The organism is Bifidobacterium sp. SO1, from assembly GCF_018555335.1.
Taxonomy (GTDB): Bacteria; Actinomycetota; Actinomycetes; order Actinomycetales; family Bifidobacteriaceae; genus Bifidobacterium; species Bifidobacterium simiiventris.
Genome location: NZ_JAFEJR010000013.1, coordinates 67,827 through 91,862, shown reverse-complemented (window position 1 = coordinate 91,862; position 24,036 = coordinate 67,827). Strand labels below are relative to the sequence as shown.

Annotated in this window: 20 protein-coding genes; 12 read left to right on the top strand and 8 right to left on the bottom strand. The window is 61.2% G+C overall.

What is annotated here, in order from left to right; translation table 11 throughout:
* Positions 1-365: 365 nt before the first annotated feature.
* Positions 366-1,739, top strand: coding sequence for an ATP-binding protein (locus JS541_RS10645; RefSeq protein WP_214374476.1), 1,374 nt, complete (start codon positions 366-368; stop codon positions 1,737-1,739).
* Positions 1,740-1,813: 74 nt separating this feature from the next.
* On the opposite strand, the gene JS541_RS10640 is transcribed toward JS541_RS10645, so the two are convergent.
* The 7 genes from JS541_RS10640 to dnaA form a co-directional block, all read right to left on the bottom strand.
* Positions 1,814-2,392: a DUF3566 domain-containing protein gene (locus JS541_RS10640; RefSeq protein ID WP_240539330.1), complete on the bottom strand. Its 579-nt coding sequence runs from the start codon at positions 2,390-2,392 to the stop codon at positions 1,814-1,816.
* 56 nt (positions 2,393-2,448) lie between these two features.
* Positions 2,449-5,034: a DNA gyrase subunit A gene (gene gyrA / locus JS541_RS10635; protein WP_217625384.1), complete on the bottom strand. Its 2,586-nt coding sequence runs from the start codon at positions 5,032-5,034 to the stop codon at positions 2,449-2,451.
* A 196-nt stretch (positions 5,035-5,230) separates the two neighbouring features.
* Positions 5,231-7,267 (bottom strand): DNA topoisomerase (ATP-hydrolyzing) subunit B, encoded by a 2,037-nt coding sequence (gyrB, locus tag JS541_RS10630; protein ID WP_346428310.1) that lies wholly within the window; start codon positions 7,265-7,267, stop codon positions 5,231-5,233.
* Positions 7,268-7,555: 288 nt separating this feature from the next.
* The gene (locus tag JS541_RS10625; protein WP_214374474.1) at positions 7,556-8,056 is read right to left on the bottom strand and encodes a DciA family protein; all 501 of its coding nucleotides are present in this window, start codon (positions 8,054-8,056) and stop codon (positions 7,556-7,558) included.
* Positions 8,053-9,294 (bottom strand): DNA replication and repair protein RecF, encoded by a 1,242-nt coding sequence (recF, locus tag JS541_RS10620; RefSeq protein ID WP_214374473.1) that lies wholly within the window; start codon positions 9,292-9,294, stop codon positions 8,053-8,055. The genes JS541_RS10625 and recF overlap by 4 nt, the downstream gene beginning before the upstream one ends.
* A 143-nt stretch (positions 9,295-9,437) precedes the next feature.
* On the bottom strand, positions 9,438-10,559 hold the full coding sequence (gene dnaN / locus JS541_RS10615; protein ID WP_214374472.1) for a DNA polymerase III subunit beta: 1,122 nt from the start codon (positions 10,557-10,559) through the stop codon (positions 9,438-9,440).
* A gap of 1,095 nt (positions 10,560-11,654) precedes the next feature.
* Positions 11,655-13,244, bottom strand: coding sequence for a chromosomal replication initiator protein DnaA (gene dnaA / locus JS541_RS10610; protein WP_214374471.1), 1,590 nt, complete (start codon positions 13,242-13,244; stop codon positions 11,655-11,657).
* Between the two features lie 311 nt (positions 13,245-13,555).
* Between dnaA and rpmH the strand changes: the two genes are divergently transcribed.
* From rpmH to JS541_RS10565, 9 genes are all read left to right on the top strand, one after another.
* A complete protein-coding gene (gene rpmH, locus JS541_RS10605) occupies positions 13,556-13,690 on the top strand; it encodes a 50S ribosomal protein L34 (protein WP_163232700.1) in 135 nt (44 codons plus the stop codon).
* A 26-nt stretch (positions 13,691-13,716) separates the two neighbouring features.
* On the top strand, positions 13,717-14,097 hold the full coding sequence (gene rnpA / locus JS541_RS10600; RefSeq protein WP_214374470.1) for a ribonuclease P protein component: 381 nt from the start codon (positions 13,717-13,719) through the stop codon (positions 14,095-14,097).
* Positions 14,084-14,425 (top strand): membrane protein insertion efficiency factor YidD, encoded by a 342-nt coding sequence (gene yidD / locus JS541_RS10595; RefSeq protein WP_240539334.1) that lies wholly within the window; start codon positions 14,084-14,086, stop codon positions 14,423-14,425. Before rnpA ends, yidD begins: the two co-directional genes overlap by 14 nt.
* Positions 14,426-14,430: 5 nt before the next feature.
* Entirely contained in the window at positions 14,431-15,441 is a 1,011-nt protein-coding gene (gene yidC, locus JS541_RS10590) for a membrane protein insertase YidC (protein ID WP_214374486.1), read from the top strand.
* Between the two features lie 108 nt (positions 15,442-15,549).
* The gene (locus tag JS541_RS10585; protein WP_214374469.1) at positions 15,550-16,080 is read left to right on the top strand and encodes a R3H domain-containing nucleic acid-binding protein; all 531 of its coding nucleotides are present in this window, start codon (positions 15,550-15,552) and stop codon (positions 16,078-16,080) included.
* Positions 16,081-16,227: 147 nt separating this feature from the next.
* Entirely contained in the window at positions 16,228-16,944 is a 717-nt protein-coding gene (gene rsmG, locus JS541_RS10580) for a 16S rRNA (guanine(527)-N(7))-methyltransferase RsmG (RefSeq protein ID WP_214374468.1), read from the top strand.
* A 256-nt stretch (positions 16,945-17,200) separates the two neighbouring features.
* Entirely contained in the window at positions 17,201-18,187 is a 987-nt protein-coding gene (locus tag JS541_RS10575; protein ID WP_338023632.1) for a ParA family protein, read from the top strand.
* Position 18,188: 1 nt separating this feature from the next.
* Positions 18,189-19,601, top strand: coding sequence for a ParB/RepB/Spo0J family partition protein (locus JS541_RS10570; RefSeq protein WP_214374466.1), 1,413 nt, complete (start codon positions 18,189-18,191; stop codon positions 19,599-19,601).
* Positions 19,602-19,681: 80 nt separating this feature from the next.
* Positions 19,682-19,966, top strand: a complete 285-nt coding sequence (locus tag JS541_RS10565; RefSeq protein WP_276310686.1) for a GIY-YIG nuclease family protein — start codon at positions 19,682-19,684, stop codon at positions 19,964-19,966.
* 154 nt (positions 19,967-20,120) lie between these two features.
* Here JS541_RS10565 and trxB read toward each other — a convergent pair whose 3' ends face one another.
* Positions 20,121-21,080, bottom strand: coding sequence for a thioredoxin-disulfide reductase (trxB, locus tag JS541_RS10560; protein WP_214374464.1), 960 nt, complete (start codon positions 21,078-21,080; stop codon positions 20,121-20,123).
* Positions 21,081-21,419: 339 nt separating this feature from the next.
* On the opposite strand from trxB, the gene JS541_RS10555 reads away from it, so the two are divergent.
* Positions 21,420-22,832, top strand: coding sequence for an ATP-binding protein (locus JS541_RS10555; RefSeq protein ID WP_214374463.1), 1,413 nt, complete (start codon positions 21,420-21,422; stop codon positions 22,830-22,832).
* Positions 22,833-22,980: 148 nt separating this feature from the next.
* Complete coding sequence (locus JS541_RS10550) at positions 22,981-23,565, top strand: sugar O-acetyltransferase (RefSeq protein ID WP_240539333.1); 585 nt, start codon at positions 22,981-22,983, stop codon at positions 23,563-23,565.
* Positions 23,566-24,036 lie beyond the last annotated feature (471 nt).

The window sequence follows — 24,036 nt, the reverse complement described above, 5'->3', positions numbered from 1 at the left end:
CGACCGGCCGCCGCGCCACAACCATCCCCGGGTGGTCCGGATCATCCAGTCCGAGCACCCCACCCAAGCACTCAACGGCCGTATCTCAACAAGAACCACAAACCCTTGCTGAGATACGGCCGTTTTCCATACCCAAAACGGCCGTATCTCAACATAAACGACGAACTCTTGCTGAGTTACAGCCGCTGCCGGACCGAATACCGGCCGTCGCCGAGTCACGATGATGCGATGCGAACTCAGTAACGATCACCAACCATCTGATACCCACTCCGAGACTTACCAGCACATGAAATATTACGTTTTCATGTATAATTTGTACACAAAATAGTAATTATTTGCGTACAAACACAACTCTGGAGGGCTGGATGACATACATGCGACGCAAACTGGCCGGCGACATCCGCCAGTGGAAGGATGCCGGCGACACGAAACCCCTGCTCATCCGAGGAGCGCGTCGCATCGGCAAGACGTTTCTGATCGAGCAGATCGCACACGACCTGTTCGACGACGACATGGTCAAACTGGATTTTCAGACCGATCTGACCACCATCGAAAAGATCTTCGACGTTCCGACCAACGACACGGAAGCCATCATCAACCGCATTCGGGAATATACCGGCAAACCATGCGAGCCGCAGTCCACGCTGCTGTTCTTCGACGAAATACAGCTCAGCGACAAGGCATTGAATTCATTGCGATTCTTCTCCGGAACCCAGTGGCGGGTCATCGCAACCGGCAGCCTACTCGGAGTCACGGTGAAGAAACGACGGCTGCCATTCCCGTCGGGCGTACGCCAGCTTGACATGTTCCCGATGGATTTCGAGGAATTCCTCTGGGCCGTGGACGAGCAGCCACTCGCCAAGTCGATCAGGGATCATGCCGCCGACCCACGCTCGTTCATGCTGCACGATAGGGCGCTCGACTGGTATCACCGGTATCTCGTCATCGGCGGCATGCCCAAGGCCGTGGACGCATACCGCACTACGCGATCGTTTGCATCGGTCATGCAGGAACAGCACGAGATCAACGACACGTACGTCAACGACATGACTGATCCGGACAACGGCATCAGCGGCATCTCCGCGAAGCGCATCTGGGACAGTCTGCAGAAGCAGCTCCTGCGATCGTCCACGAAAAAATTCAAATACGCCGACGTCATCCGCGGAGGACGTCGCGAACGTTTGCTGGAACCATTGGAATGGCTGGAAGCCGCCGGCATCGTCAGTCGGAACGACATGACCAAGGACAGCGAAGCGCCGTTGACCCCGTACTGCGACGAGGAAGGCAGTTTCTTCAAGATCTACGTGGCCGATACCGGCATCATGTTCTCCAAGTTCGGCATCGATGCGGAACTGTTGCTGCGTCCCGACGTCGCACAGATCCTGTCATCCGACTTCCGCGGCGCACTGGCCGAAAACTATGCCATGCAATCGCTGAAGGCCGCGGGATTGCATACGTTCTACTGGACGCCCGCCGGCAACGGCCAGGGGGAACTGGACTTCGTATTCCAGAACCGGCAAGCGCAGGTCATTCCGGTGGAGATCAAATCCGCCCGCAACGTCACGGCCAAAAGCCTGCGCAGATTCGTGGAGGAAGGACATTCCCCGCGCGCATACCGGCTGTCCGAACGCGACTTCGGCATAGATACCGTGGCCGGCACCGATGTGCCGCTCATCAGTCTGCCGTTGTACGCCGCGTTCGCGCTCGATCAAGAGGCAGGGGAGCGAAACGACAGGTAATACAGAAAGTGGCTCCCCGCGGAGAGTGCGGGGAGCCACTTGCATACGGTTGCGAAACGGTCGATCGAAGTCGGTCAGTCGTCGCCGAGGGTGACGTGGACGCCGCCGACGAGCGCGGTGACCACGTTGTACAGCAGCGTGAGGATGGTCACGAGCAGCGTGAAGATCACGACCTCGACGATCGCGAAGATCGTCGTGGCGCTCAGCACCGTGGGCAGACTGATGATGCTGGCCAGATCGAAGCTGCCGGTGTCCAGACCGGTGGACTTGACGATCGTGGTGATCTTCTCGAACACGCCGGCCGCGTTGAGCAGCAGCCACACGATCAGCACGGAGACGATCTGGATGATGCCGCCCGCGATGCCCAGCAGGAACGACACCTTGGCCGCCGACCACGCGCTGATGTGCGTGATCGACAGGTTCATGCGGCGGGCGCGCGGGGTGCCGCGGCGCTTCTTCTTCGGACGATCCGCCGGCGGCACCGACGCGGGCGCATGCGCGGTGCCGTTCGCCGCGCCGCTTTCGCCGACCACGGAACGGGCCACGCGACCGATATGCGCGGGCTGTGCGGGCGCGGTCTCCTCGGCCTGCTCGGCGGCGAAGCTGACGGGCTGGGCCATGCCCTCGCCGTCGTCCTCAAAGTTCTCGCTCATCGTTGCTCCTTGTCTGAGCCGTTATCTTATGCGAGACTACCAGTCTCAGCAGACGGTTACTGCTCGGTGGATTCGGCCGGCTCAGCCGCGGACTCGTCCGCGTCGTCGTCCTTCTCCTCGTTGCGCGCGATGGAGATGATCTCGTCGCCCTTGTCCGGCTTGGCCAGCGTCACGCCCTGCGTATTGCGGCCGGTGCGCTTGACCTCGGCCACGTCGGAACGGATCACCTTGCCGGACTTCATGATCGCGAGCACCTGATCGTCCTCGGCCACGATCACCGCGCCGACCAGCGAACCGCGTCCCTCCGCAAGCTGCAACGCCTTCACGCCGAAGCCGTTGCGGCCCTGCAGTCGGTACTCGGAGATCGCCGTGCGCTTGGCGAAGCCCTCATTCGTCACCACGAGCAGATCCTGATCGGAATCATCCGGCACGACGTCCATCGCAAGCAGGCTGTCGCCGTCGCGGAACTTCATGCCCTGCACGCCGGCGGTCTGGCGGCCCATCGGACGCAGCTGATCGTCGTCGGCCGCGAACTTCAGGCTCATGCCGAGTCGCGACACCAGGATGATGTCGTCCTCCGCGTTGCACAGCGCGGCACCGACCAGCTCGTCGGCCGTCTCGCCGTTCTCGTCCTCGATCAGACGCACGGCGATCAGGCCGCCCTGTCGCGGCGAATCGTACTCGGCGAGCGCGGTCTTCTTGACCTTGCCGGAACGGGTCGCGAGCACCAGGTACTTGGCGACCTCGTAGTTCGGGATCGACAGCACGGTCTGGATCGTCTCGTCGGGGCCGAACTGCAGCAGGTTCGCCACATGCTGGCCCTTGGAGTCGCGCGAACCTTCGGGCAGCTCGTACGCCTTGATGCGGTACACGCGGCCCTTGTTCGTGAAGAACAGCAGCCAGTTGTGCGTGGACGTGAGGAAGAAGTGGTCCACCACGTCGTCCTCGCGCAGCTTGGCACCCTTGATGCCCTTGCCGCCGCGGTGCTGGGCGCGGTATTCGTCGGCCTTGGTGCGCTTGATGAAACCGGAGTGCGTGACCGTGACGACCACGTTCTCCTCGGCGATCAGGTCCTCGACGTTCATCTCGCCGGAGTACGGCAGGATCTTGGTGCGGCGGTCGTCGCCGTACTTGGCGACGATTTCGTCGAGTTCGTCGCCGACGATCTTGCGCTGGCGTTCCGGCTTGGCGAGGATGTCGTTGTAGTCGGCGATCTTGCGCTGCAGTTCCTCGTGCTCGTCGATGATCTTCTGGCGCTCCATGTTGGCGAGGCGCACGAGCTGCATCGACAGGATCGCGTCGGCCTGGACCTGGTCGATGTCGAGGAACTCCATGAGCTTCGGACGGGCGTCGTCGCGGCCCTGGCTGGAACGAATCAGTCTGATGACCTCGTCGATCGCGTCCATCGCCTTCAGCAGGCCCTGCAGGATGTGGTCGCGTTCCTCGGCCTCGCGCTTGAGGTATCGGGTACGGCGTTCGATGACTTCGAGCTGGTGGTTCACCCAGTGGCGGATGAACGCGTCGAGGCTGAGCGTGCGCGGCACTCCGTCGACCAGCGCGAGCATGTTCGCGCCGAATGTCTGCTGCAGCTGCGAGTGCTTGTACAGGTTGTTGAGCACGACCTTCGGCACGGCGTCGCGCTTGAGCACGAGCACGAGGCGCTGGCCGGTGCGGCCGGACGTCTCGTCGCGCATGTCGGCGATGCCCTGGATCTTGCCGTCGCGCACGCCTTCGCGGATGGATGCGGCCAGGCGGTCCGGGTTGACCTGGTACGGCAGCTCGGTGACCACGAGGCACATGCGGCCCTTGATTTCCTCGGTGTTGACGACCGCGCGCATGGTGATGAGGCCCCGTCCGGTGCGGTACGCCTGTTCGATGCCCTTGTGGCCGAGGATGGTCGCTCCGGTCGGGAAATCGGGGCCCTTGATGATGCCGATGAGCGCGTCGAGCAGCTCCTCGCGGGAGGCTTGCGGATGGTCGAGCGTCCAGTGGACGGCGGTGGCCAGCTCGCGCATGTTGTGCGGCGGGATGTTGGTCGCCATGCCGACGGCGATGCCGGACGAGCCGTTCGCGAGCAGGTTCGGGAAGCGCGCGGGCAGCACGGTCGGCTCCTGCGTACGGCCGTCGTAGTTCGGCACGAAGTCGACGGTGTCCTTGTCGATGTCGCGCACCATCTCCATCGCGAGCGGCATCATGCGGCACTCGGTGTAACGCATGGCCGCGGGCGGATCGTCACCGGCCGAACCGAAGTTGCCCTGGCCGTCGACGAGCGTGTAGCGCATCGACCACGGCTGGGCCATACGCACGAGGGTGTCGTAGATCGCCGCGTCGCCGTGCGGATGGTAGTTACCCATGACGTCGGCGACCGGGCGGGCGCACTTGGAGTAGCCGCGGTCCGGGCGGTAGCCGCCGTCGTACATCGCGTACACGATGCGGCGATGGACCGGCTTCATGCCGTCGCGCACGTCCGGCAGGGCGCGTTCGACGATGACGGAGATCGCGTAGTCGAGGTAGGACTGGCGCATCTCCTTCTGGATGTCGGTGTGGGCCACGCGGTGCTCGTCGAGGACCAGGTTCTCGCTGGCCTGCGGGCTCGTGGGCTCGAGCGAGTGCTCGGCCCGCTCGTCGTTCTGCTCCGGCAGGTCGTTGCCGCCGGTGCTGTTTTCGTCTGCCACTTATTGGTTCCTTTGTGCTGATGTTGACAAGAAAGTCAGGCGGATCATGTCATTTCGACCGAGCGAAGCGAGTGGAGAAATCTCTTACCGGATACCGGTTTCGGAAGATTTCTCGACTTCGCTGCGCTCCGCTCGAAATGACACGTTCTTGGCGTGGTGATGCTCACGCATCAATGAAGCGCACGTCCTTAGCGTTGCGCTGGATGAAGAGCCTGCGCGGCTCCACGTCGTCGCCCATGAGCATCGAGAACGTCTCGTCCGCGGCCGCCGCGTCCTCGATGTGGATCTGCTTCAAGATGCGCCGCTCCGGGTCCATGGTCGTCTCCCACAGCTCCTGGTACGTCATCTCGCCCAGACCCTTGTAACGCTGGATGCCTTCGCCCTTGGGCAGCTGGCGTCCGGCAGCCTTGCCCTCGGCGAGCTTCTCGTCACGCTCGCGGTCGGTGTACACGAAATCGTGGTCGCCGCGCGTCCACTTCAGGCGGTACAGCGGCGGCATGGCCACGTACACGTAGCCGGCGGTGATCATCGGGCGCATGTAGCGGAAGAACAGCGTGAGGTTCAGCGTGGCGATGTGCGCGCCGTCGACATCGGCATCGGCCATGATGATGACCTTGTGGTAGCGCACCTTGCTCACGTCGAAGTCCTCTCCGTAGCCGCCGCCGACGGCCGTGATGAGCGACTCGATGGTGTCGGACTTCATCATGCGGTCGATGGACGCGCGCTCGGTGTTCAGAATCTTGCCTCTAAGCGGCAGGATCGCCTGCGTCTCCGGATTGCGGCCCTGGATCGCGGAGCCGCCTGCCGAATCGCCCTCGACGATGAACAGCTCGCACTCTTCGGGGTTGTTGGACTGGCAGTCCTTGAGCTTGTCGGGCATGCCGGCCGATTCGAAGATCGACTTGCGGCGCGTGTTCTCGCGGGCCTTCTTGGCGGCGATGCGCGCGCGGGACGCCTCAATGGCCTTCTGGATGATGTTCTTGGCCTCGCTCGGGTGCGCGTCGAACCAGTCGCCGAGCTTGTCGGTCATCACGCGCTGCACGAAGGTCTTCGCCTCGGAGTTGCCGAGCTTGGTCTTGGTCTGGCCTTCGAACTGCGGGGTGGTGAGCTTGACGGAGATCACGGCCGTGAGTCCCTCGCGCACGTCGTCGCCGGAGAGGTTGTTGTCCTTGTCCTTGAGGATGTTCTTCTCGCGGGCGTAGCGGTTCACGAGCGAAGTGAGCGCGGCGCGGAAGCCTTCCTCGTGGGTGCCGCCTTCGGTCGTGGAGATCGTGTTCGCGAACGTATGCACGGCCTCGGAGTATGCGGTCGTCCACTGCATCGCGATCTCGGCAGAGATGCCGATCTTGAGGTCCTCGGCCTCGAAGTCGATCACGTCGTCCTCGACCGGCGTCGCCTTGCGGGACTTGACGAGATAGTCGACGTAGTCCTTGATGCCGTTCGCGTACTGGTACGTGACGCTCTGGTGCTTCGTCTCGCCGTCGTCGTCCTGGCCGGCGACCTCGTCGCCGGCCATGTCCGGCTCGCGCAGGTCCGTCAGGCTGATCTTGAGGCCCTTGTTCAGGAACGCCATCTGCTGGAAACGGGCGCGCAGCGTCTCGAAGTCGTAGACGGTCGTTTCGAAGATCTTGCCGTCCGGCCAGAACGTGACCGACGTGCCGGTGGACTCGTTCTCGTCCATCGGACGGCCCTTGGCCAGTCGTGCGGTCGGATGCTGGTTGATGTACGTCTGCGTCCAGTGGAAGCCCTGACGGCGCACCTCGATGTCGACGCGCGTGGACAGCGCGTTGACGACGGAGATGCCGACGCCGTGCAGGCCGCCGGAAACCGCGTATCCGCCGCCGCCGAACTTGCCGCCGGCGTGCAGCTTGGTCATGACCGTCTCGACGCCGGAGACGCCCTCGCCGGGCACCTCGTCGACCGGGATGCCTCGACCGTCGTCGACGACGCGGATGCCGTTGTCCGGCAGGATCGTGACCTCGATGTGCGTCGCGTAGCCGGCGAGCGCCTCGTCGACGGAGTTATCGACGATCTCGTAGACGAGGTGGTGCAGGCCACGCGGGCCGGTGGAGCCGATGTACATGCCTGGGCGGATGCGCACGGCCTCAAGGCCTTCGAGGACCTTCAGATCACTCGCGTCGTAGTGGTCGGGGGACATGCTGTCGTCAAGCTGCGCGTCGACCAGTTCGTCGTTGTTGATCTGTTCGGCGGCCGCGTTGAGTTCGGCCTGTTTGTCGGTGATGGGATCGGTGATGTGCTGATCGTTGTTGTCGGTGGAACCTTCAAGCGAATCTGCTTCGTCTGCCACAGGATTCCTTTCTGCGTTGTAACCCCCGCTTGAGAGGCCATTCGCAAGGGCGATATGCCCTAGAACGCAAATAATGGGCTCTTCCAGCCTTTTACATGTTGTGCACGTAAGTCTACTCGTCTAGCCCGACACCGCCCACAGCGGCGAAAATCGCGATCCTGCCCGACTTCTGCGGAACCGTCAGTATTCGCGGCGGCCACGGTAGGCGCCGCGACGGTATCCGCCGCGTCCGCTGGCCGGCCCGGTCACGCGGATCTCCTGGATGTCCAGTCCGGCCAACCGTTCGCGGATCGTGGCGGTCAACTGCGGAATCATATAGGTCAGCTGCGTGGCCCAGACTGCGGATTCGGTACGGATCGTCAGCACGCCGTCGCGCAAGCTCGCCACGGACGAATGCATGGCGATACCGGGGCCGACGACCTGATCCCAGTGTTCGCGCAGTTGCGCGAGTTTGAGCTGCGGCACCCAGTGCCGCCCGTTCGCGATGCCGGCCATCACGCTGCCCAGCGTGTTCGGGTCGCGCCCGGGCTTGCCGAAGCTCTCCCACGCCTTCTCGCGGTTGGTTTCGCGGGTTTTGCGGTCGCGCATGATGTATCCGCCGCGCTGGGCGAGCCGTTCGAAGACCTGCGCCGGCAGCTTGCGTTCGTCGAGTTTGAGCGTGCGTTCGATCGGCGGTTTCACGAGTCGACCTCGATGCCGAACGCGGACAAGTCGGGATGCAGGTACGCATCCTGCTCACGTTTGAGCGAGGCCACGTCGATGATGTGCGCGGGGCAACCGTCCGCCGTGCCTCCGTCGAGCATGTTGATGTCGGGGATGTCGCTGGCCGCGGCGACGGTGATGAGCACCTGGTCCTGCCGTGCGGCGAAGTCGAGGATCTGCCGGCGACGCGACTCGTCGAGCTGGGCGAACACATCGTCAAGGATGACGATCGGCCTGACGCCGCGGTCGGCCGCGACGGCCTCGTACAGCGCCATCTTGAGCGCCAGCGCCATCGTCCACATCTCGCCGTTCGATGCGAACTCGCGCGCCGGCATACCGTTGAGCAGCAACGACAGGTCGTCGCGGTGCGGGCCGATCAGGTTCTGCCCGCGTGCCACCTCGCCCGGATAGATGCGCTGGAAGTGCTCGCTGATGTGCGGCAGCGGGTCGGGATAGAGGAAGATCTCCTCGAACGAGGGTTCGTAGACGAGTTCCGCGCGTTCGCTCTCGCCGGCCAGTTCGCGGTAGATTCTGGTGAAGGGAGCGGCGAGACGGTCGACCAGTTGCCGGCGGTCGCGGGTGATGGCGACGCCGGTTTCGATGAACTGGCCGGTCCAGATCTCGAGGCCGTTGAGCGCGGCCTCGGCGGGGGAGGACAGGCCGTAGCCGGTGTCGGGCCGTCCGTTCGCCGCGGTGCGACCGTCGCCGAGCTGCTTGAGCAGCGCGGCACGCTGCCGGGCGATCTTCGTGATCGTCTGCAGCCGGTCGGGGTAGCCGGGGACGAGGAGGGCGCCGGCCTGATTGAGCAGGGTGCGACGGGAGGCCGGGTCTCCGGCCACGAGACGCTGGTCTTCGGGGGTGAACGAGACGCTGGGGACCTGTCCGATCACGTCGCGCAGGTAGGCGGATCTGCCGCCGTTGACGCGGGCGCGGTTCGCGCCGCGGGCCGTGACGGTCAGCTCGTAGGTTGTCGTCTCGGACGGGGACGAATCATTCACATTCGCACGGATGACGGCCGAGGTCTGACCGCGTTCGATCAGCGGCAGGGAACCGGAGGCGCGGTGGCTGGAACCGGTGGAGAGCACTTCGACGGCCTCCACGAGGTTGGTCTTGCCGAGCCCGTTCGAGCCCTGCAGGATGTTCACGCCGGGCGTGAAGTCGACCACGAGATGCTCCCACGAGCGGAAGTGGTCAAGCGCGAGGCGCGACACGTACATGCGAGATTCTCCAGCCACAGAAAACGGAAAGCGTTTACCGTTTGTCTTCTCCAAACTTTGGTAAGCGCTTTCCGCATTGTCTTTCCAACGATTTTGTTGAGTTATTTCGATCGGCCGCACACCACGCGTACGCCGATCGAACGTCAGTTGAATCGCACCGGCACCAGCAGGTAACGATAGTCCATCGACTCGTCCGAATCGGATTCCTGCTGACCATTGAACTCGACCGGCTTGACAGCGGTCGTCATCTTCATGCGCACGAACGGTTCAGTGATCGCCGACAGACCCTCGATCAGGTAGGACGGGTTGAACGCGACGGTGATGTCTTCGCCGTCAAGATCGATGTCGAGGATTTCCTGAGCCTGGGCCTCGTCGGCGGCGCCGGCCGACAGCGTCAGTTCCTGTCCGGAGAACGTCATGCGGATCGACGCGTTGCGTTCGGCGACCAGTGCGACTCGCTTGATTGCACCGATCAGTTGCAGGCGATCGATCACCGCTTGGATCGGATAGTCGTCGGCGAACAGGCGATCGGTCGCCGGGAACTCGCCGTCGATCAGCTGCGAGGTCGAGACTCGGCCGGCATTCTCAAAACCGAGCAAAGACGACGAATCCTGATCAAAATCGATCACAACATTCTGGTGCTCGTCGAGCGAACGGGCGATATCGCGCAGCAACGAGCCGCGAACCAGTGTCGTGGCGTCGATGTCTTGGTCGACCGGGGTCCACGTGAAGGTCGCGCGGGCCAGACGGAAGCGGTCGGTCGCGGTCATGATCACTTTGTCGCCATGGAACTGGACGCGTACGCCGGTCAGCACCGGGCGATTCTCCTCGCGGGACACCGCGACGCACGCCTGGGACACTGCCTGGGCGAAAGTCGGCGCGTCGACCTGACCGATTTTCGCTGGAACGACGGGCATATCGGGGTATTCGGTCTCCGGCATGAGCTGCAACGTGAACTTCGACTTGCCCGAAGTGATCGTCAGCGTCGAGTCGTCGGTCGACAGGTAGGTACGTTCGGCGGGCAACGACTTGGTGATATCGGCGAGCAGTTTGCCGAGCACGAGCACGCTTCCGGATTCGTCGACTCCGGCCTCGATGTGGTGACGCGCGGAGATCTTGTAGTTGTACGCGGAAAGCTGCAGCGTTCCGTCAATGGCCTCGAGGCGGATGCCGACGAGAATGGGATTGGCCGGACGAGCCTCGATCACGCGGGTCGTCCATGCGACCGCGTCGGCCAACGCGGCGGAATCGATTTCGACTTTCATGAAAATCCTACTTTCATCGCTTGCTGTCTTGATCGTCATTCTAACCAAGAGCCGTGGGATTGCGAATCGTGAAGGTGGGATGCGTTATCGTGACGGCGACGACCGTACGTAAGTGGGTAGATAGTCGTAGTAATAAGCGCTGTGGAAACTGTGGATAACTCTCGTGACGGTAATGGCGAGTAGCGCTGACGAGATGGAGATCAATGTGGATAACTTCTGCATTTCTGTGGATAAAACGGCAAGTTATCCACATGAAAAATCGAGATTGAAAGTTATCCACATTCGACGACGAGTATTCCACGAGTTATCCACATTGGAGCGGCGGGTTATCCACCGGTTATCCGCAGGGTTTACCCACATTTGTGCATAACTGTGTGGATAACTTTTTCTGTTCGCGCGTCACAACCCGGGCGTGTCGAGGTATGTCGCGGACGCTTCCGACACCGCCCGTCCACCACAATCGCGCTCACAGACCAAAATCGGGTGTTTTCCCAAACGAGCCGAAAAAGTGCCGAAATCGTTCGCTCAGCGCCCTTGTGCTGAATGGCATGAGCTGTCGTGGCAGGACACGTGGCATGCGTGCCGTAATTCGGATGATATTCGTTCGTCGATCCGATGCCGGGAGGGCGGTTGTTGCCTGAAATGGACGCCGGAACGCGTGGCCGGTTCCGTCCAGTACAACCGCTCTCACAGACGAAAAACGCATGGTTTTTATATCGCTTGGAAAAAACGCTGAAAACGTTCGCTCAGCGTGATCGTGCTGGACGGTGGGTTCGGTCGATAATCAAGAAATATACGAACATATTGCGGGAAATAGTGCAGGGCATATCGATCGGAATATCCCGTCATGTGTCGTACGGCGTCGAGAACGATTATTCGGCCGCTGGACGAGGGAGTCCCGTGCCTGGTGATCGCGAATCGCGCGCGGAGTGGGGTGCAGCGTCGCTCGGTCGCCGTCCGTCACAGCCGCGCTCACAGACGAAAAACGGCACTTTTCCGCGAAGCCGCGAAAAAGTGCCGAAAACGGTCTGTCAGAACGATTCTGCTGGACGGCGCAATACGTCCGTCCGGCGAAAAAAACACGTGGAAAACGGTCTACTTGTCGTTCGACTGCTGCTTGAGACGCAGCGTCAGTTCCACAACGTAATTGTAGATCTCCTGTTTCTGCTGCATTTTCTGGTTGATCTGCTTCACCGCATGCATCACCGTGGTGTGGTCACGCCCGTGGAACACCTCGCCAATGTCGACCAGGCTCATGCCGGTATTCTCTCGGCACAGATACATCGCGATTTGACGTGCGATCGACACGTTTTTGGTACGGCCCTTGCCAACGATGTCATCGAATGACAGGTGGAAATACTTCGCGACCTGACTGATGATGTCGGTCGGCTTGATTTCGACGTCCGCCGTGAAAAAGTCCTGCAATGTCTGCTCGGCCAGCGCGCGCGTGACCGGCTGGTTGCTCAGCGAGGCGACCGCGGTGACGCGGGTGAGCGCGCCTTCGAGTTCGCGGATGTTCTCGGTGAACCGTTCCGCGATCAGATCGAGCACCTCCGGCGGGATATTCGCATGGTTGATCGAGGCCATCATGCGCAGGATCGCGATGCGCGTCTCCAGATCGGGCGGCGTCACGTCGACGACGAGGCCGGACTCGAAGCGCGAGATCAGTCGCGCCTCGAAGCCTTTGAGGTTCTTCGGCGGCACATCGGATGCGATCACGATGCGCTTGTTTGCCTGATACAACGTGTTGAACGTATGGAAGAACTGGTCGAGTGTCGCGTCCTTGCCGCCGAGGAACTGGATGTCGTCGATCAGCAGCACGTCGACCGCTCGGTAGCGGCGGTTGAACGCGGCGATCTGGCCCTGACTTTGGTTCGGGGTCTGCAGCGCCTCGATGAATTCGTTCGTAAATTCCTCGCTGGTAACGTACCGCACCTTGAGGTTCGGATCCTTGACCAGCGCATAGTTGCCGATGGCGTTCAGCAGGTGGGTCTTGCCCAGGCCCGACCCGCCGTAGATACACAACGGGTTGTAGTCGCGCCCTGTTCCTTCGGCCACGGCCTGCGCCACGGTCCATGCGAATCGGTTCGACTCGCCAGGAACGAACGTGTCGAACGTTGCGTTCTTGTTCAGATGCGTTTCGGGATCGCGCGCCACCTGCGTGCGATTGAACGTCGGATGCGCGGGCTGCTGCGCGATGTCCGTTGCATTCGCCGGCTGGGTCGGTGCGATCGGCTGTGACGTTGCGATCGGCTGGGGCGCGGGGGCCACCGGTTCCATGCCGTCCGGACGATACGATTCCTGACCGAGATCGGCGACGGTCGGCGCGTTGAGCGCCTCGATCTCGTCGTCGGCGTGTCGGGATTCGGGATATTCCGGGGCCGCCGCCGGCTGCGGCTTGGTCTTCGGACGCGGCTCCACCTTGAACGCGGGGAACATGTCGACGCCCGAGGCGATGTTCAGCGCCTGGAGCATCGGTTCGCTCAGATCCTTCTGCAGCGCCTGCTGCGTGGCGAGGTTCTCGACGCACAGCACGATCGTCGTGCCGAATACCGCCTCGGGAACCACGCCTTCAAGCCACGCCTTGTCGCGGACGGTCAGCTTGGAATTATGCTTGAGCAGTGCCAGCGCATCCGCCCAGATCCGGGTCGCCTGCGCTGCGGGGTCCTGCGGCGTGTGCGCCATGCGGGCCTCCTCCACTCGAGCGAATAATATGACAACAGATCATTTTTACTCCAAAACCTAGAAGTTATCCACAGGCTTGCGTGTTGAAAACATTGGAATGTGAATAACATTCGTGTAATTTGTGGATAACTCGCCGCCGTGAGGGCTTGATTTTTCAACGGTTATATGCAAATGAACCGTTATGAAACAACGACCGAAATGTGAAAATACGCTCGGCGTTTTGACTTGTGGGCAGGGGTAAGAGTACTTTGGTATAGCTTGACTCATGAGGAGCCGTGCCTTGGCGCGGCTAAAACACCGGGAGCTAAATTATGAAGAGGACATTCCAGCCGAACAACCGCCGCCGTCACATGAAGCACGGCTTCCGCCTGCGCATGCGCACCCGTTCCGGCCGCGCGACCATCAACCGTCGCCGCGCCAAGGGCCGCAAGTCCCTGGCCGCCTGACCTATACGCTCGGCGGCAACATCGACGTGGAGCGGCTGAAGAGTCATCGTGACTTCGTCACCGTGCTCAAGCGCCGTCGTAAAGTCAGTGACAAGGATATCGTCGTGCACTATCTGGTGCGCGACGATTCCTCAGTTTTGGGCGAAACGACGGCGAATGGCCGGCGACTTGGCCTTGCCGTATCCAAATCGGTGGGGCATGCGGTCACGCGCAACACCGTCAAGCGGCGGTTCCGCGTATTGGCCCGCGCCCACGAATCGCGGCTTCCCGAATCCGTGGACGTCGTGATGCGGGCGAAGCCGAGCGCCGCACATGCCGATTTCCAGTCGCTGGACCGGCAGGTGGCGTCGCTGTTCGACGCTGTTTCACGTAAAACAGCGAAGCGTGTCGCCGATGCACGCGGCTGACGGCATGATCCGCGCGATCCGCTGGTATCAGCGATCGATTTCCGCGAACCGTCCGGCCTGTTGCAAGTATTACCCCTCCTGCTCGAACTATGCCGTCGAGGCATTGGAGCGGTATGGGGCGTTCCGCGGCGGGTTGCTCGCCGTATTGCGTCTGCTGCGTTGCCGACCGTGGAATCGCGGCGGCATTGACGATGTGCCGCAGCGGTATTCCGTTTTTTATCGATTTTCATGGTCGAAGGCCCATGAGGAGCCCCGACTGACACCACTGGCCTGGCATGATGATGCCGACGAGCCGGATCATCATGCGCAACGTAAGGAGATGGCCTAGCGATGATCAATTACGATAACTTCCTGCTGGACAGCGGCTTCTGGGGCTGGCTGTACAAGCTGCTGACCCCGGTCGAGTGGCTGATGACCCAGATCATGGCCATCTTCCACAGCTTCCTGACCCTGCTCGGCATGTCGCCCGTCGGCTTCTCGTGGGTGCTGTCGATCATCTTCCTCGTGCTCGTCGTGCACGCGTGCGTGTTCCCGCTGTACTACAAGACGATGAAGTCGATGCGCAAGATGCAGGCGATCCAGCCGCAGATGCAGCGCATCCAGAACAAGTACAAGGGCAAGAACGATCAGGCCAGCAAAGAGGCCATGCAGCGCGAGATGATGAAGCTGTATCAGGACAACGACGCGAACCCGGCCGGTTCGTGCCTGCCGATGCTCATCCAGTCGCCGGTCTTCATGTGCATGTTCTACGTGCTCTCGGCCATTCCGTACATCGCGCGCGGCAAGCGTGAGGCGCTCGGCGCGTTCGACGTCGCCACCGCCAAGCAGTTCTCGCAGACCACCGTCTTCGGCGTGAACGTCACCGACGTGTTCGGCTCTGCTTCCACGCACGGCAAGATCATCATCGGCGTCTTCGTCGCGCTCATGTGCTTCTGCCTGTGGTTCACCACGTACTTCAGCATGAAGCGCAACACGAATCAGGAGGCGATGGTCGGCCAGGCCGCGGCCATGCAGAAGGGCATGCTGTGGGTGTTCCCGATCATGTACATCTTCTCCGGCGTGACCATGCCGTTCGCCGTGCTCGTCTACTGGCTCACCAACAACGTGTGCAACCTCGCCCGCACCGCGTGGCAGGTCTACGCCTTCCCGACGCCCGGTTCGCCGGCCGCCAAGGACAAGGAAGTGCGCGACCACAAGCGCGAGAACGAGCGCCGCGCGAAGGCTGGACTGCCCAGCCTCGAAGAGGAGAAGCTCATCAAGGCCAAGGAAGAGGCCGAGCTCAAGGAGAAGCAGGGCTATCAGCGCGCGCAGCCACAGCGCAAGAACCGCAATAAGAAGAAATAACGTGCCATGATCTCACGGAAACGGGCGTGATTCGTTTCCGTGAGATTTTTTGGTTTAGACTGACTGTAGATTTGACCACCTTTGGCCTCGCTGATAAGGAGTTGTGATATGGCGCAGGACGACGAGAAGACGATCGATCAGCTCAACGAGGAAGCTGACATCGCCGCTGACTATCTCGAGGGACTGCTGGACATCGCCGATTACGACGGCGACATCGAGATGGGCGTGCGCAACGGACGGCCGATGGTGCAGATCGTCGCCGACGACGATACCGACATCAAGCATCTGATCGGCCGCAACGGGGAAGTGGTCGACGCGTTGCAGCAGCTGACCCGGCTGGCCGTGCAGCAGAAGACCGGCGAGCGTTCGCATCTGATCGTGGACGTGGACGGATTCCTCAAGCGCAAGCGCCAGCGCCTGCGTGACATCGCGCTGGACGCGATCGACGAGGTGAAGGAGACCGGCGAGCCGGTCGACCTGAAGCCGATGAACTCGTTCGAACGTAAGGTCGTGCACGACGTGGTCCGTGAGGAGGGCATGAAGTCGCGTTCGCACGGCGAGGAACCGCATCGCTATGTGACCGTCTATCTCAAGGCCGCTGCCGACGATTCCGCCGAGACCGACGAGATCGACGAGTAGTCCGATCCGTATTTTCCTCGATCGTATCGTCATTTCGACCGAGCGCAGCGAGCGGAGAAATCTTACCGGAGGTTTCCACCTCCCAGAAGATTTCTCCGCTCGCTTTCGCTCAGTCGAGGCGGTATGACCAGTCATGAAGGGCATTCCATGAACACCGACGTTTCACATGAAACATCCGAACCCGTCGAACCGGTCGTCGACCAGCTCGACGGTTCGCCCGTACTCGCCGAGGTGCTCGGCGACGCGCTGCCCAAACTTGAGGTGTTTCACGAGAAACTCATGCGCGAGGGCGAACCGCGCGGCCTGATCGGCCCGCGCGACGTGCTGATCGTCTGGGAACGGCATATCCTCAACTCCGCGGCGATCGTGCCGTTCGTGCGCGAGGCGACCAAGGACGAGCGGTTCAAGACCGTCGCCGACATCGGATCGGGCGGCGGATTCCCGGGCATCGTCGCCTCGGCCTGCCTGCCGGACCACAAGTTCACGCTGATCGAGCCGATGGAACGCCGGGTCGAGTGGCTGAACGAGTGCGTCGAGGAGATGAACCTCAAGAACGTGACCGTGTTGCGCGCGCGGTCCGAAGAGGTGATCGCGAACCTGCGCAAGCGTGCCTCCGGCCTGCATCCGTTCGCGGTGGTGACCTGCCGTGCCGTTGCCCCGATGACCAAGCTGTCCGGCTGGACGCTGCCGCTGTTGAAACCGCATGGCTGCCTCGTCGCATTGAAGGGCCGTTCGGCCCAGGCGGAAATCGACAAGGCCGCCAAGGAGATCGCCAAGCGCGGGGGAGTGCGGCCGCGTGTGGTCGAAGCCGCCGTCGGACCGGATCTGGAGCCCACCCACGTCGTGATTGTGGATAAGCGATAGTAGTTATCCACAGACTTGAACACCGACGAACGCAAGTTATCCACAATCTGTATCTGTGTATAACTGCCTGTGCCAAACGTTGAAAAATAACGGTTTAGATAAACGTTGACCAAAGATATACACACGTTATCCACAGTCTTATCCACATCGTTATCCACATGTATGTGGATAACGATGTGGATAACTGCCGAAAATGACGTTTCATGTCCACGCGAACGATGAAACTGGAACGTACTGTCTTGTGAAGGAGGAACTCGTGTCCACAGCAGATGACCAGACCGTTGGGGGCCTGCAGGAGCCGGAAACGGTGACGCAGACCATCAATCGCATCTTCAAGGATTCTGCTTCTCCTCTGGGTGCGCAGATCGCGCAGGAATCGTTGCGGTACAAGGCCATCGAGGCCGCCGTCTTCCCCAAGCCGCAGCAGACCCGCATGATCGCGGTTGCCAATCAGAAAGGCGGCGTCGGCAAGACCACCACCACCGTCAATATCGCCGCGGCCCTGGCCCTCGCCGGCGCCCGCGTGCTGGTCATCGACATGGACCCGCAGGGCAACGCGTCCACCGCGCTCGGCATCCCGCACGGTTCCGGCATGCCGTCCGTCTACGACGTGATCGAAGGCCGCCTGACCATCGAACAGGTCAAACAGGTCTGCCCCGACTTCTCCACGCTCGACGTCGTGCCGGCATCCATCGACCTGTCCGGCGCCGAACTCGAGGTCGCCGACTCGCCGAACCGCAACAACCTGATGCGCGACGCGATCAACGAGTATCTCGCGCACTGCGGCGATCACTATGATTACGTATTCATCGACTGCCCGCCAAGCCTCGGTCTGCTCGTCATCAACGCGATGTGCGCGGTCAACGAGATGCTCATCCCGATCCAGGCCGAATACTATGCGCTCGAAGGCCTCGGGCAGCTCATCCACACGATCGGCCTCGTGCAGGAGCACTTCAATCCGTCGCTGCTCGTCTCGACCATGCTGGTCACCATGTTCGACCGGCGCACGCTGCTCAGCCGCGAGGTCTACGACGAGGTCAAGCAGCACTACCCGTCGATCGTGCTCGACACGACCATTCCGCGAACCGTGAAGATTTCCGAAGCGCCGAGCTTCAGCCAAAGCGTGATTTCCTACGAGCCGCAGTGCATGGGCGCCACCGCATACCGCGAGGCGGCGCTGGAAATCGCGAAGCGTTCGGCGCAGGCGTTGCAGGCGATTGCGATCAAGCGAGGAGAACACTGAGATGGCAAAGTCACGTTTGGGCAAAGGACTGGGTGCGCTGTTTCCCGATCTTCCCGGAGAACCGCACGAGCAGAAGACAGACGAACAGTCGGTGATCGCCGGCATGCCGGCGGCTGCAGCCACCACCGGGACGGGTGCCGTGATCGCGAAGAACGACCATCCCGTCAAGACCACGGTCGTCGTGCCGGCGAAGGACGCGTCGACCGTCGCGGCGATCGCGTCCGCGGCCGCGTCGATGGGCCGGAACAGTTCCGGCGATCCGTTGAGCGCCGTGGGCAAGACCGATGCCGCAACCGACGGCGGCAAGGTCAAGGCGGCCAAGACCAAGCGCGCCGCGATGCCCGGCATCGGCGATATCGCGCATCCGAGCGACCTGTTCTTCGGCGGCGATCACACGGCCCAGTCGGCCGTCTCCGCTGTTCCCTCTGCTGCGGCGAACGTTGTCACGCCGACTGCCGCGGCCGAACGTCCGACGACCCAGACGGCCGCCGGCAAGCAGTCCAAGAACGACAAGGACACCGAGGAAGTCGAACTCAAGCCGGTGCAGGGCGGCTATCTGGCCGAACTGACCATCACCGACATCGGTCCGAACGCGCACCAGCCGCGGACCGTCTTCGACGAGGACGAACTGGCCGAACTGTCCGCATCCATCAAGGAAGTCGGCATCCTCCAGCCGATCGTCGTGCGTAAACGTCCGGCCTCCCAGCTGGCCGCTGCACATCCGAATGCCGACGAGCTGAGCCGCACGCCGTACGAGCTGATCATGGGGGAGCGCCGGTGGCGAGCCTCTCAGCTGGCCGGGCTCACGACCATCCCGGCCATCGTCAAGACGACCGCGGACGACGACATGCTGCGTGACGCACTGCTCGAGAACCTGCACCGCGTCGCACTCAACCCGCTCGAAGAGGCCGCCGCGTACCAGCAGATGATCGACGAGTTCGGTCTGACGCAGGCGCAGCTGTCGAAGTCGGTGTCGAAGTCTCGTCCGCAGATCGCGAACACGCTGCGACTGCTCAACCTGCCGGCCAGCGTGCAGAAGAAGGTGGCCGCGGGCGTGCTGTCGGCCGGTCATGCGCGTGCGCTGCTCGCGTTGGGCAGCGAGGACGAGATGGAGCAGCTGGCGCAGCGGATCATCGCCGAGGGACTGTCGGTGCGTTCCACCGAGGAGATCGTGGCGATGAAGGTCGCGGAAAGCGATCAGCCGCGCAAGGCCCGCGCCAACAAGAACAATCCGTGGGCCAACTCGCCGATCCGCGAGCATCTCGAAAACCGTTTCGACACCAAGGTGTCGATCAAGGGCTCCGAGCAGCACGGCCGCATCGAGATCGTGTTCTCCTCTCCCGAAGACATGAACCGCATCCTCGACCTGCTCATGCCCGAAGGCACCCCCGCCCCCGACTCCGACTGGAAGTAGGATAACGAAGCTTCCTGTCATTTCGACCGATGTGATATCTTTTTCTGTCATTTCGACCGAGCGAAGCGAGTGGAGAAATCTTGTACTACGTATACATCTTGACCAACTGGAATAACAAGGTGATGTATGTAGGCATGACGAATAACTTGTTTCGCCGGTTGAGTGAGCATCGAAATCACAGAGTGAATGGCTTTACTGACCAATATAACGTGACCAAACTGGTTCACTACGAATCCGTGGAAGATGTTTGTGTGGCGATCGAGCGTGAAAAGCAGATTAAGAAGTGGAACCGTGACAAGAAGAACCGTCTTGTCGAACTGACTAATCCGCAGTGGAATGATCTCGCTAAGGATCTGGTCGGGTAATAAAGATTTCTCCGCTCGGCTATCGCCTCGGTCGAAATGACATTCTATTTGTCATTTCGACCGAGGCGTCATGTATTCTCCTGTCATTTCGACCGAGCGCTCTACTTCTTGTCATTTCGACCGAGCGAAGCGAGTGGAGAAATCCTAAAAGCCACTACTCTTGCGTGAGGTAGGACTGGGCGTCGAGGGCGGCGCGGCAGCCCATGCCGGCGGCGCTGATGGCCTGGCGGTAGACGCGATCCACCACGTCGCCGGCCGCGAACACGCCCGGCACCGACGTGCGCGTGGACGCGCCGTCGACCACGATATAGCCGTCCTCATCCAGCTTGACCGAGTCGCCGAGGAATCCGGTGCTCGGCGTGTGTCCGATCGCCACGAACACGCCTTCCGCCGGCAGTTCGCGCGTCTCGCCGGTCACCACATCACGCAGCGTCACCGACGTCGCGCCGTCATCGCCGCCGTTCACCGACTCGACCACCGCATTCGTCACGAACGAGATCTTCTCGTTCTCGCGGGCACGGTCGACCATGATCTTCGACGCGCGGAACTCGTCGCGGCGATGCACCAGCGTCACCGACGAGCCGAAGCGCGACAGGAACTGCGCCTCCTCGAACGCACTGTCGCCGCCGCCGACCACGACGATCGGCTTGCCGCGGAAGAAGAACCCGTCACAGGTCGCGCAATACGAGACGCCGCGGCCGGAGAACTCCGCCTCGCCGGGCACGCCGAGCTTGCGGTAGCTCGAACCGGTCGTGATCACTACCGCGCGGGCTCGGTAGGTTTCGCCGCCGTCCACGGTCACCGACTTGACCGCGCTCGAGTCACTCGGGTCGGTGCCGTCGCCGAAATCGACCGACACCACGTCGTCGTATACCAGTTCGGCGCCGAACTTCTCGGCCTGCGCGCGCATCGCATCCATCAGATCCGGACCCATGATGCCGTCCGGGAAACCGGGGAAGTTCTCGACCTCCGTCGTGTTCACCAACTGGCCGCCGGGCGTGAGGGCGCCGGCGATCACCAGCGGGCGGTATCCCGCCCGGCCGAGGTAGATGGCCGCCGTATAGCCGGCCGGGCCGGAACCGATAATCATCACATCACGAATCTCATCACTCATGCGCCCCACTCTACCAACCGCCGGCTATGTCGGCCCGCGTCACGCCTCCCGCTGAATCGCCGGACTGGCGCCGTGATAGATCGTTTATACGGTGTTATAACAGGCATCTTTTTGTTATGTAAAGATGCCTTATCGCCACCACCAGCATCACCGCCATGATCCTCATGACCGGACTCCACATGCTCATGCAGTAGCCCCGCCAAGCTACAAGGCCGTCCTAAGAGGAGGTATGAGTCTCACTATATAGATTATTCTAATATAGAATAATCTATATAGTTTTTTCTATATTAGAATAATCTATATAGTGATGGATATCGATGTGGTTTCGGGGAGGCTTTCATGTTCATCGGCAGACAGCATGAACTGATTGCATTGCAACGCATGTACGACAGCAAGCGATTCGAGATGATGGTGATCTACGGTCGCCGACGAGTCGGCAAGACGGCGTTGATCGACCATTTTCTTGACGGCAAGACGGCGTTGTACTTCACCGCCCGACAGCAGAATTCCCGACTGATACTGCAATCGTTCGCCATGGCCATCGCCGCGTATTTCAATCAGCCTGAAGTCGATTTTCGTAGTTGGGACAATGCGATCGATTATCTGGTGAGTCAAGCACGTCGTCACGCGGGCGACAAGCTTGTCATTGTATTGGATGAATTTCCATATGCCGCCGAGGCCGAGCCGAGTCTGCCGTCGATATTGCAAATCGCCATCGATCATGGCCTGAAGGACACGAATACCATGCTGATTCTGTCCGGAAGTAACCAGGGCTTCATGGAGAGCAAGGTACTTGGCGTGCACAGTCCGCTGTACGGCCGACGCACTGGTCAGATCAAGTTGCAGCCGTTTGATTGCTTCGATGCTGCCCGATTCGTAGAACACTGCACGGCCGAGGACGCCGTGAGATATTATGCGACATTCGGCGGCACCCCATATTACTTGGCACAGCTTGATCCGCAGCTGTCGTATGAGCAGAACGTGGCGATGCTATGTTTCGATCAGGCTGGTTTGCTGTATGAGGAACCTATGATGATGTTGCGGGAGGAGTTGAAAAGCCCCGCCATCTATGATTCCATTCTCCAAGCTGTCAGTAATGGGTGCAATACTCCGAAGATCATCGCCGATCATATCGGTTTGGAACCAACATCTGTGTCGTTCTATCTCAAGACATTGGAAGAGCTGCGTCTCATTGAGCGTTCCATTCCCTTTGGGGAAAAGCCTACGTCGCGCAAATCCAGAATACACATCAAGGATCCGTTCTTCGCATACTGGTACAGGTTCGTCGCGCCGAACGTAACCTTGATCGAGACCGGCAGTGGCGTGGAAATCGCGCGGAAAACTGCCGAGAGTGCCGTGTTCGCCACATATGTCGGACAGCAGTTTGAGACGATGTGCATGCAATGGATATTCAGGGCATTCCGAAGCGGCAAACTGCCGCTCATGCCGGTGCTGACCGGAAAATGGTGGGGCAACAATCCGCTGAAGCGGGAGGAAACGGACATCGATGTGGTGGCTGCCGAGCCTGACGAGAAAAAGATATTGCTGGGCGAATGCAAATGGCGCAATACGGTCAACGAAACTGAAATGATCGCGTCGTTGCGGGATCGAATCGGACTGATTCGCGGATATCGAGAGACGACATTGGCGTTCTTTACGAAGAACCCCGTGCACGAGACCACACTGGCCAAATACCGCAATGATCCTGACATGATCTTCGTGTGTGCGGATGACATGTTCAGGGAACGATAGGTTCGGTATCGGGTTTGCGAAAAGCTTGGTTCTCCGGTTCAATGGAGAAGATTGCGCAAGAAGACGATGGGCGTCCGCTGCGAGACGGCGACGTTCGTCTCAGACAAAGGAGTGTGCGATGAGTGTTCCGCAACGGGTGCTTGACGTGATGCATTCGCCCGGGATCTATTTCTGCAGCGACCCCGAAATGGGCGCGGCCCAGCAGGAGCAAATGAGGTTGCTGCATGAACTGAACGCGACGATGCCGGGCGATCCGCGGCGCAGCGAGCTGCTGCACGAGTTTTTCGCCGAGTTCGGCGAGGGAGCGTACGTAGAGCTGCCGGTGCACGCGAACTGGGGATGCAGCACGCACTGGGGTGCACATTCGTACGCGAATTTCAACCTCACACTGGTCGACGACGGCGAGATCTTCATCGGCGACCACACGATGATCGGCCCGAACGTCACGCTCGTGACGACCGGTCATCCAGTCCGTCCCGACCTGCGCGAGCGGATCGCGCAGTTCTCCGAGCCGATCCATATCGGCCGCAACGTGTGGATCGGCGCGAACGTGACCGTGCTGCCCGGCGTGACGATCGGCGACAACTCGGTGATCGGCGCGTGCAGCTTGGTCACGCGCGATGTGCCGGCGGACTCGGTGGCGTTCGGCTCGCCGTGCCGTGTGGTGCGTGAGATCAACGACCACGATCGGGAATACTACTGGCGCGACCGTCGCATTCCCGACGGCATCTGATCGCGGTTTCACGGTTCAGGGCACGATCCCTCCCGGGCATACGGTCGGCTCATAGGCGCGAAACGGCCGTAAGCCCGGGAAGGAGCGGCTGTAAGCCCGGAAGAAAGGCTGTGTCTGGGGATCTTCTCCCGGGCATACGGCCGGTTTCCATGTCCGTAACGGCCGTATGCCCGGGAATGAGATTATGATGCGGGCTTCCTTCCCGGGCTTACGGCCTTTTTGGACACTAAAACCGGCCGTATGCCCGGGAGCAACTGGAAACGGCAGGGTATGACCAGGAGCAGCCGGTAACGTCAGAGGGCGACAGGGAGCAACCGGGGACAGCCGGGGAACGGCAGTGTGCAACTAAGGCGCAACCGGGTATGACTGGGAGCAACCGGGGGCGGCAGGGAACGGCAGGGAAGCAACTGGGGAACGACAGGGGAACTGGCCTCCCGGGCTTACGGCCGTTTTGTGCCTAAGAACCGGCCG

Bases quoted from the DNA above. Each gene is read 5' to 3' on its own strand.
- JS541_RS10640 (WP_240539330.1), bottom strand. From the start codon at position 2,392: ATGAGCGAGAACTTTGAGGACGACGGCGAGGGCATGGCCCAGCCCGTC.
- JS541_RS10570 (WP_214374466.1), top strand. From the start codon at position 18,189: ATGGCAAAGTCACGTTTGGGCAAAGGACTGGGTGCGCTGTTTCCCGAT.
- JS541_RS10555 (WP_214374463.1), top strand. From the start codon at position 21,420: ATGTTCATCGGCAGACAGCATGAACTGATTGCATTGCAACGCATGTAC.
- JS541_RS10585 (WP_214374469.1), top strand. From the start codon at position 15,550: ATGGCGCAGGACGACGAGAAGACGATCGATCAGCTCAACGAGGAAGCT.
- recF (WP_214374473.1), bottom strand. From the start codon at position 9,294: ATGTACGTGTCGCGCCTCGCGCTTGACCACTTCCGCTCGTGGGAGCAT.
- yidD (WP_240539334.1), top strand. From the start codon at position 14,084: ATGCACGCGGCTGACGGCATGATCCGCGCGATCCGCTGGTATCAGCGA.
- dnaA (WP_214374471.1), bottom strand. From the start codon at position 13,244: ATGGCGCACACGCCGCAGGACCCCGCAGCGCAGGCGACCCGGATCTGG.
- rpmH (WP_163232700.1), top strand. From the start codon at position 13,556: ATGAAGAGGACATTCCAGCCGAACAACCGCCGCCGTCACATGAAGCAC.
- JS541_RS10645 (WP_214374476.1), top strand. From the start codon at position 366: ATGACATACATGCGACGCAAACTGGCCGGCGACATCCGCCAGTGGAAG.
- JS541_RS10550 (WP_240539333.1), top strand. From the start codon at position 22,981: ATGCATTCGCCCGGGATCTATTTCTGCAGCGACCCCGAAATGGGCGCG.
- dnaN (WP_214374472.1), bottom strand. From the start codon at position 10,559: ATGAAAGTCGAAATCGATTCCGCCGCGTTGGCCGACGCGGTCGCATGG.
- trxB (WP_214374464.1), bottom strand. From the start codon at position 21,080: ATGAGTGATGAGATTCGTGATGTGATGATTATCGGTTCCGGCCCGGCC.
- rsmG (WP_214374468.1), top strand. From the start codon at position 16,228: ATGAACACCGACGTTTCACATGAAACATCCGAACCCGTCGAACCGGTC.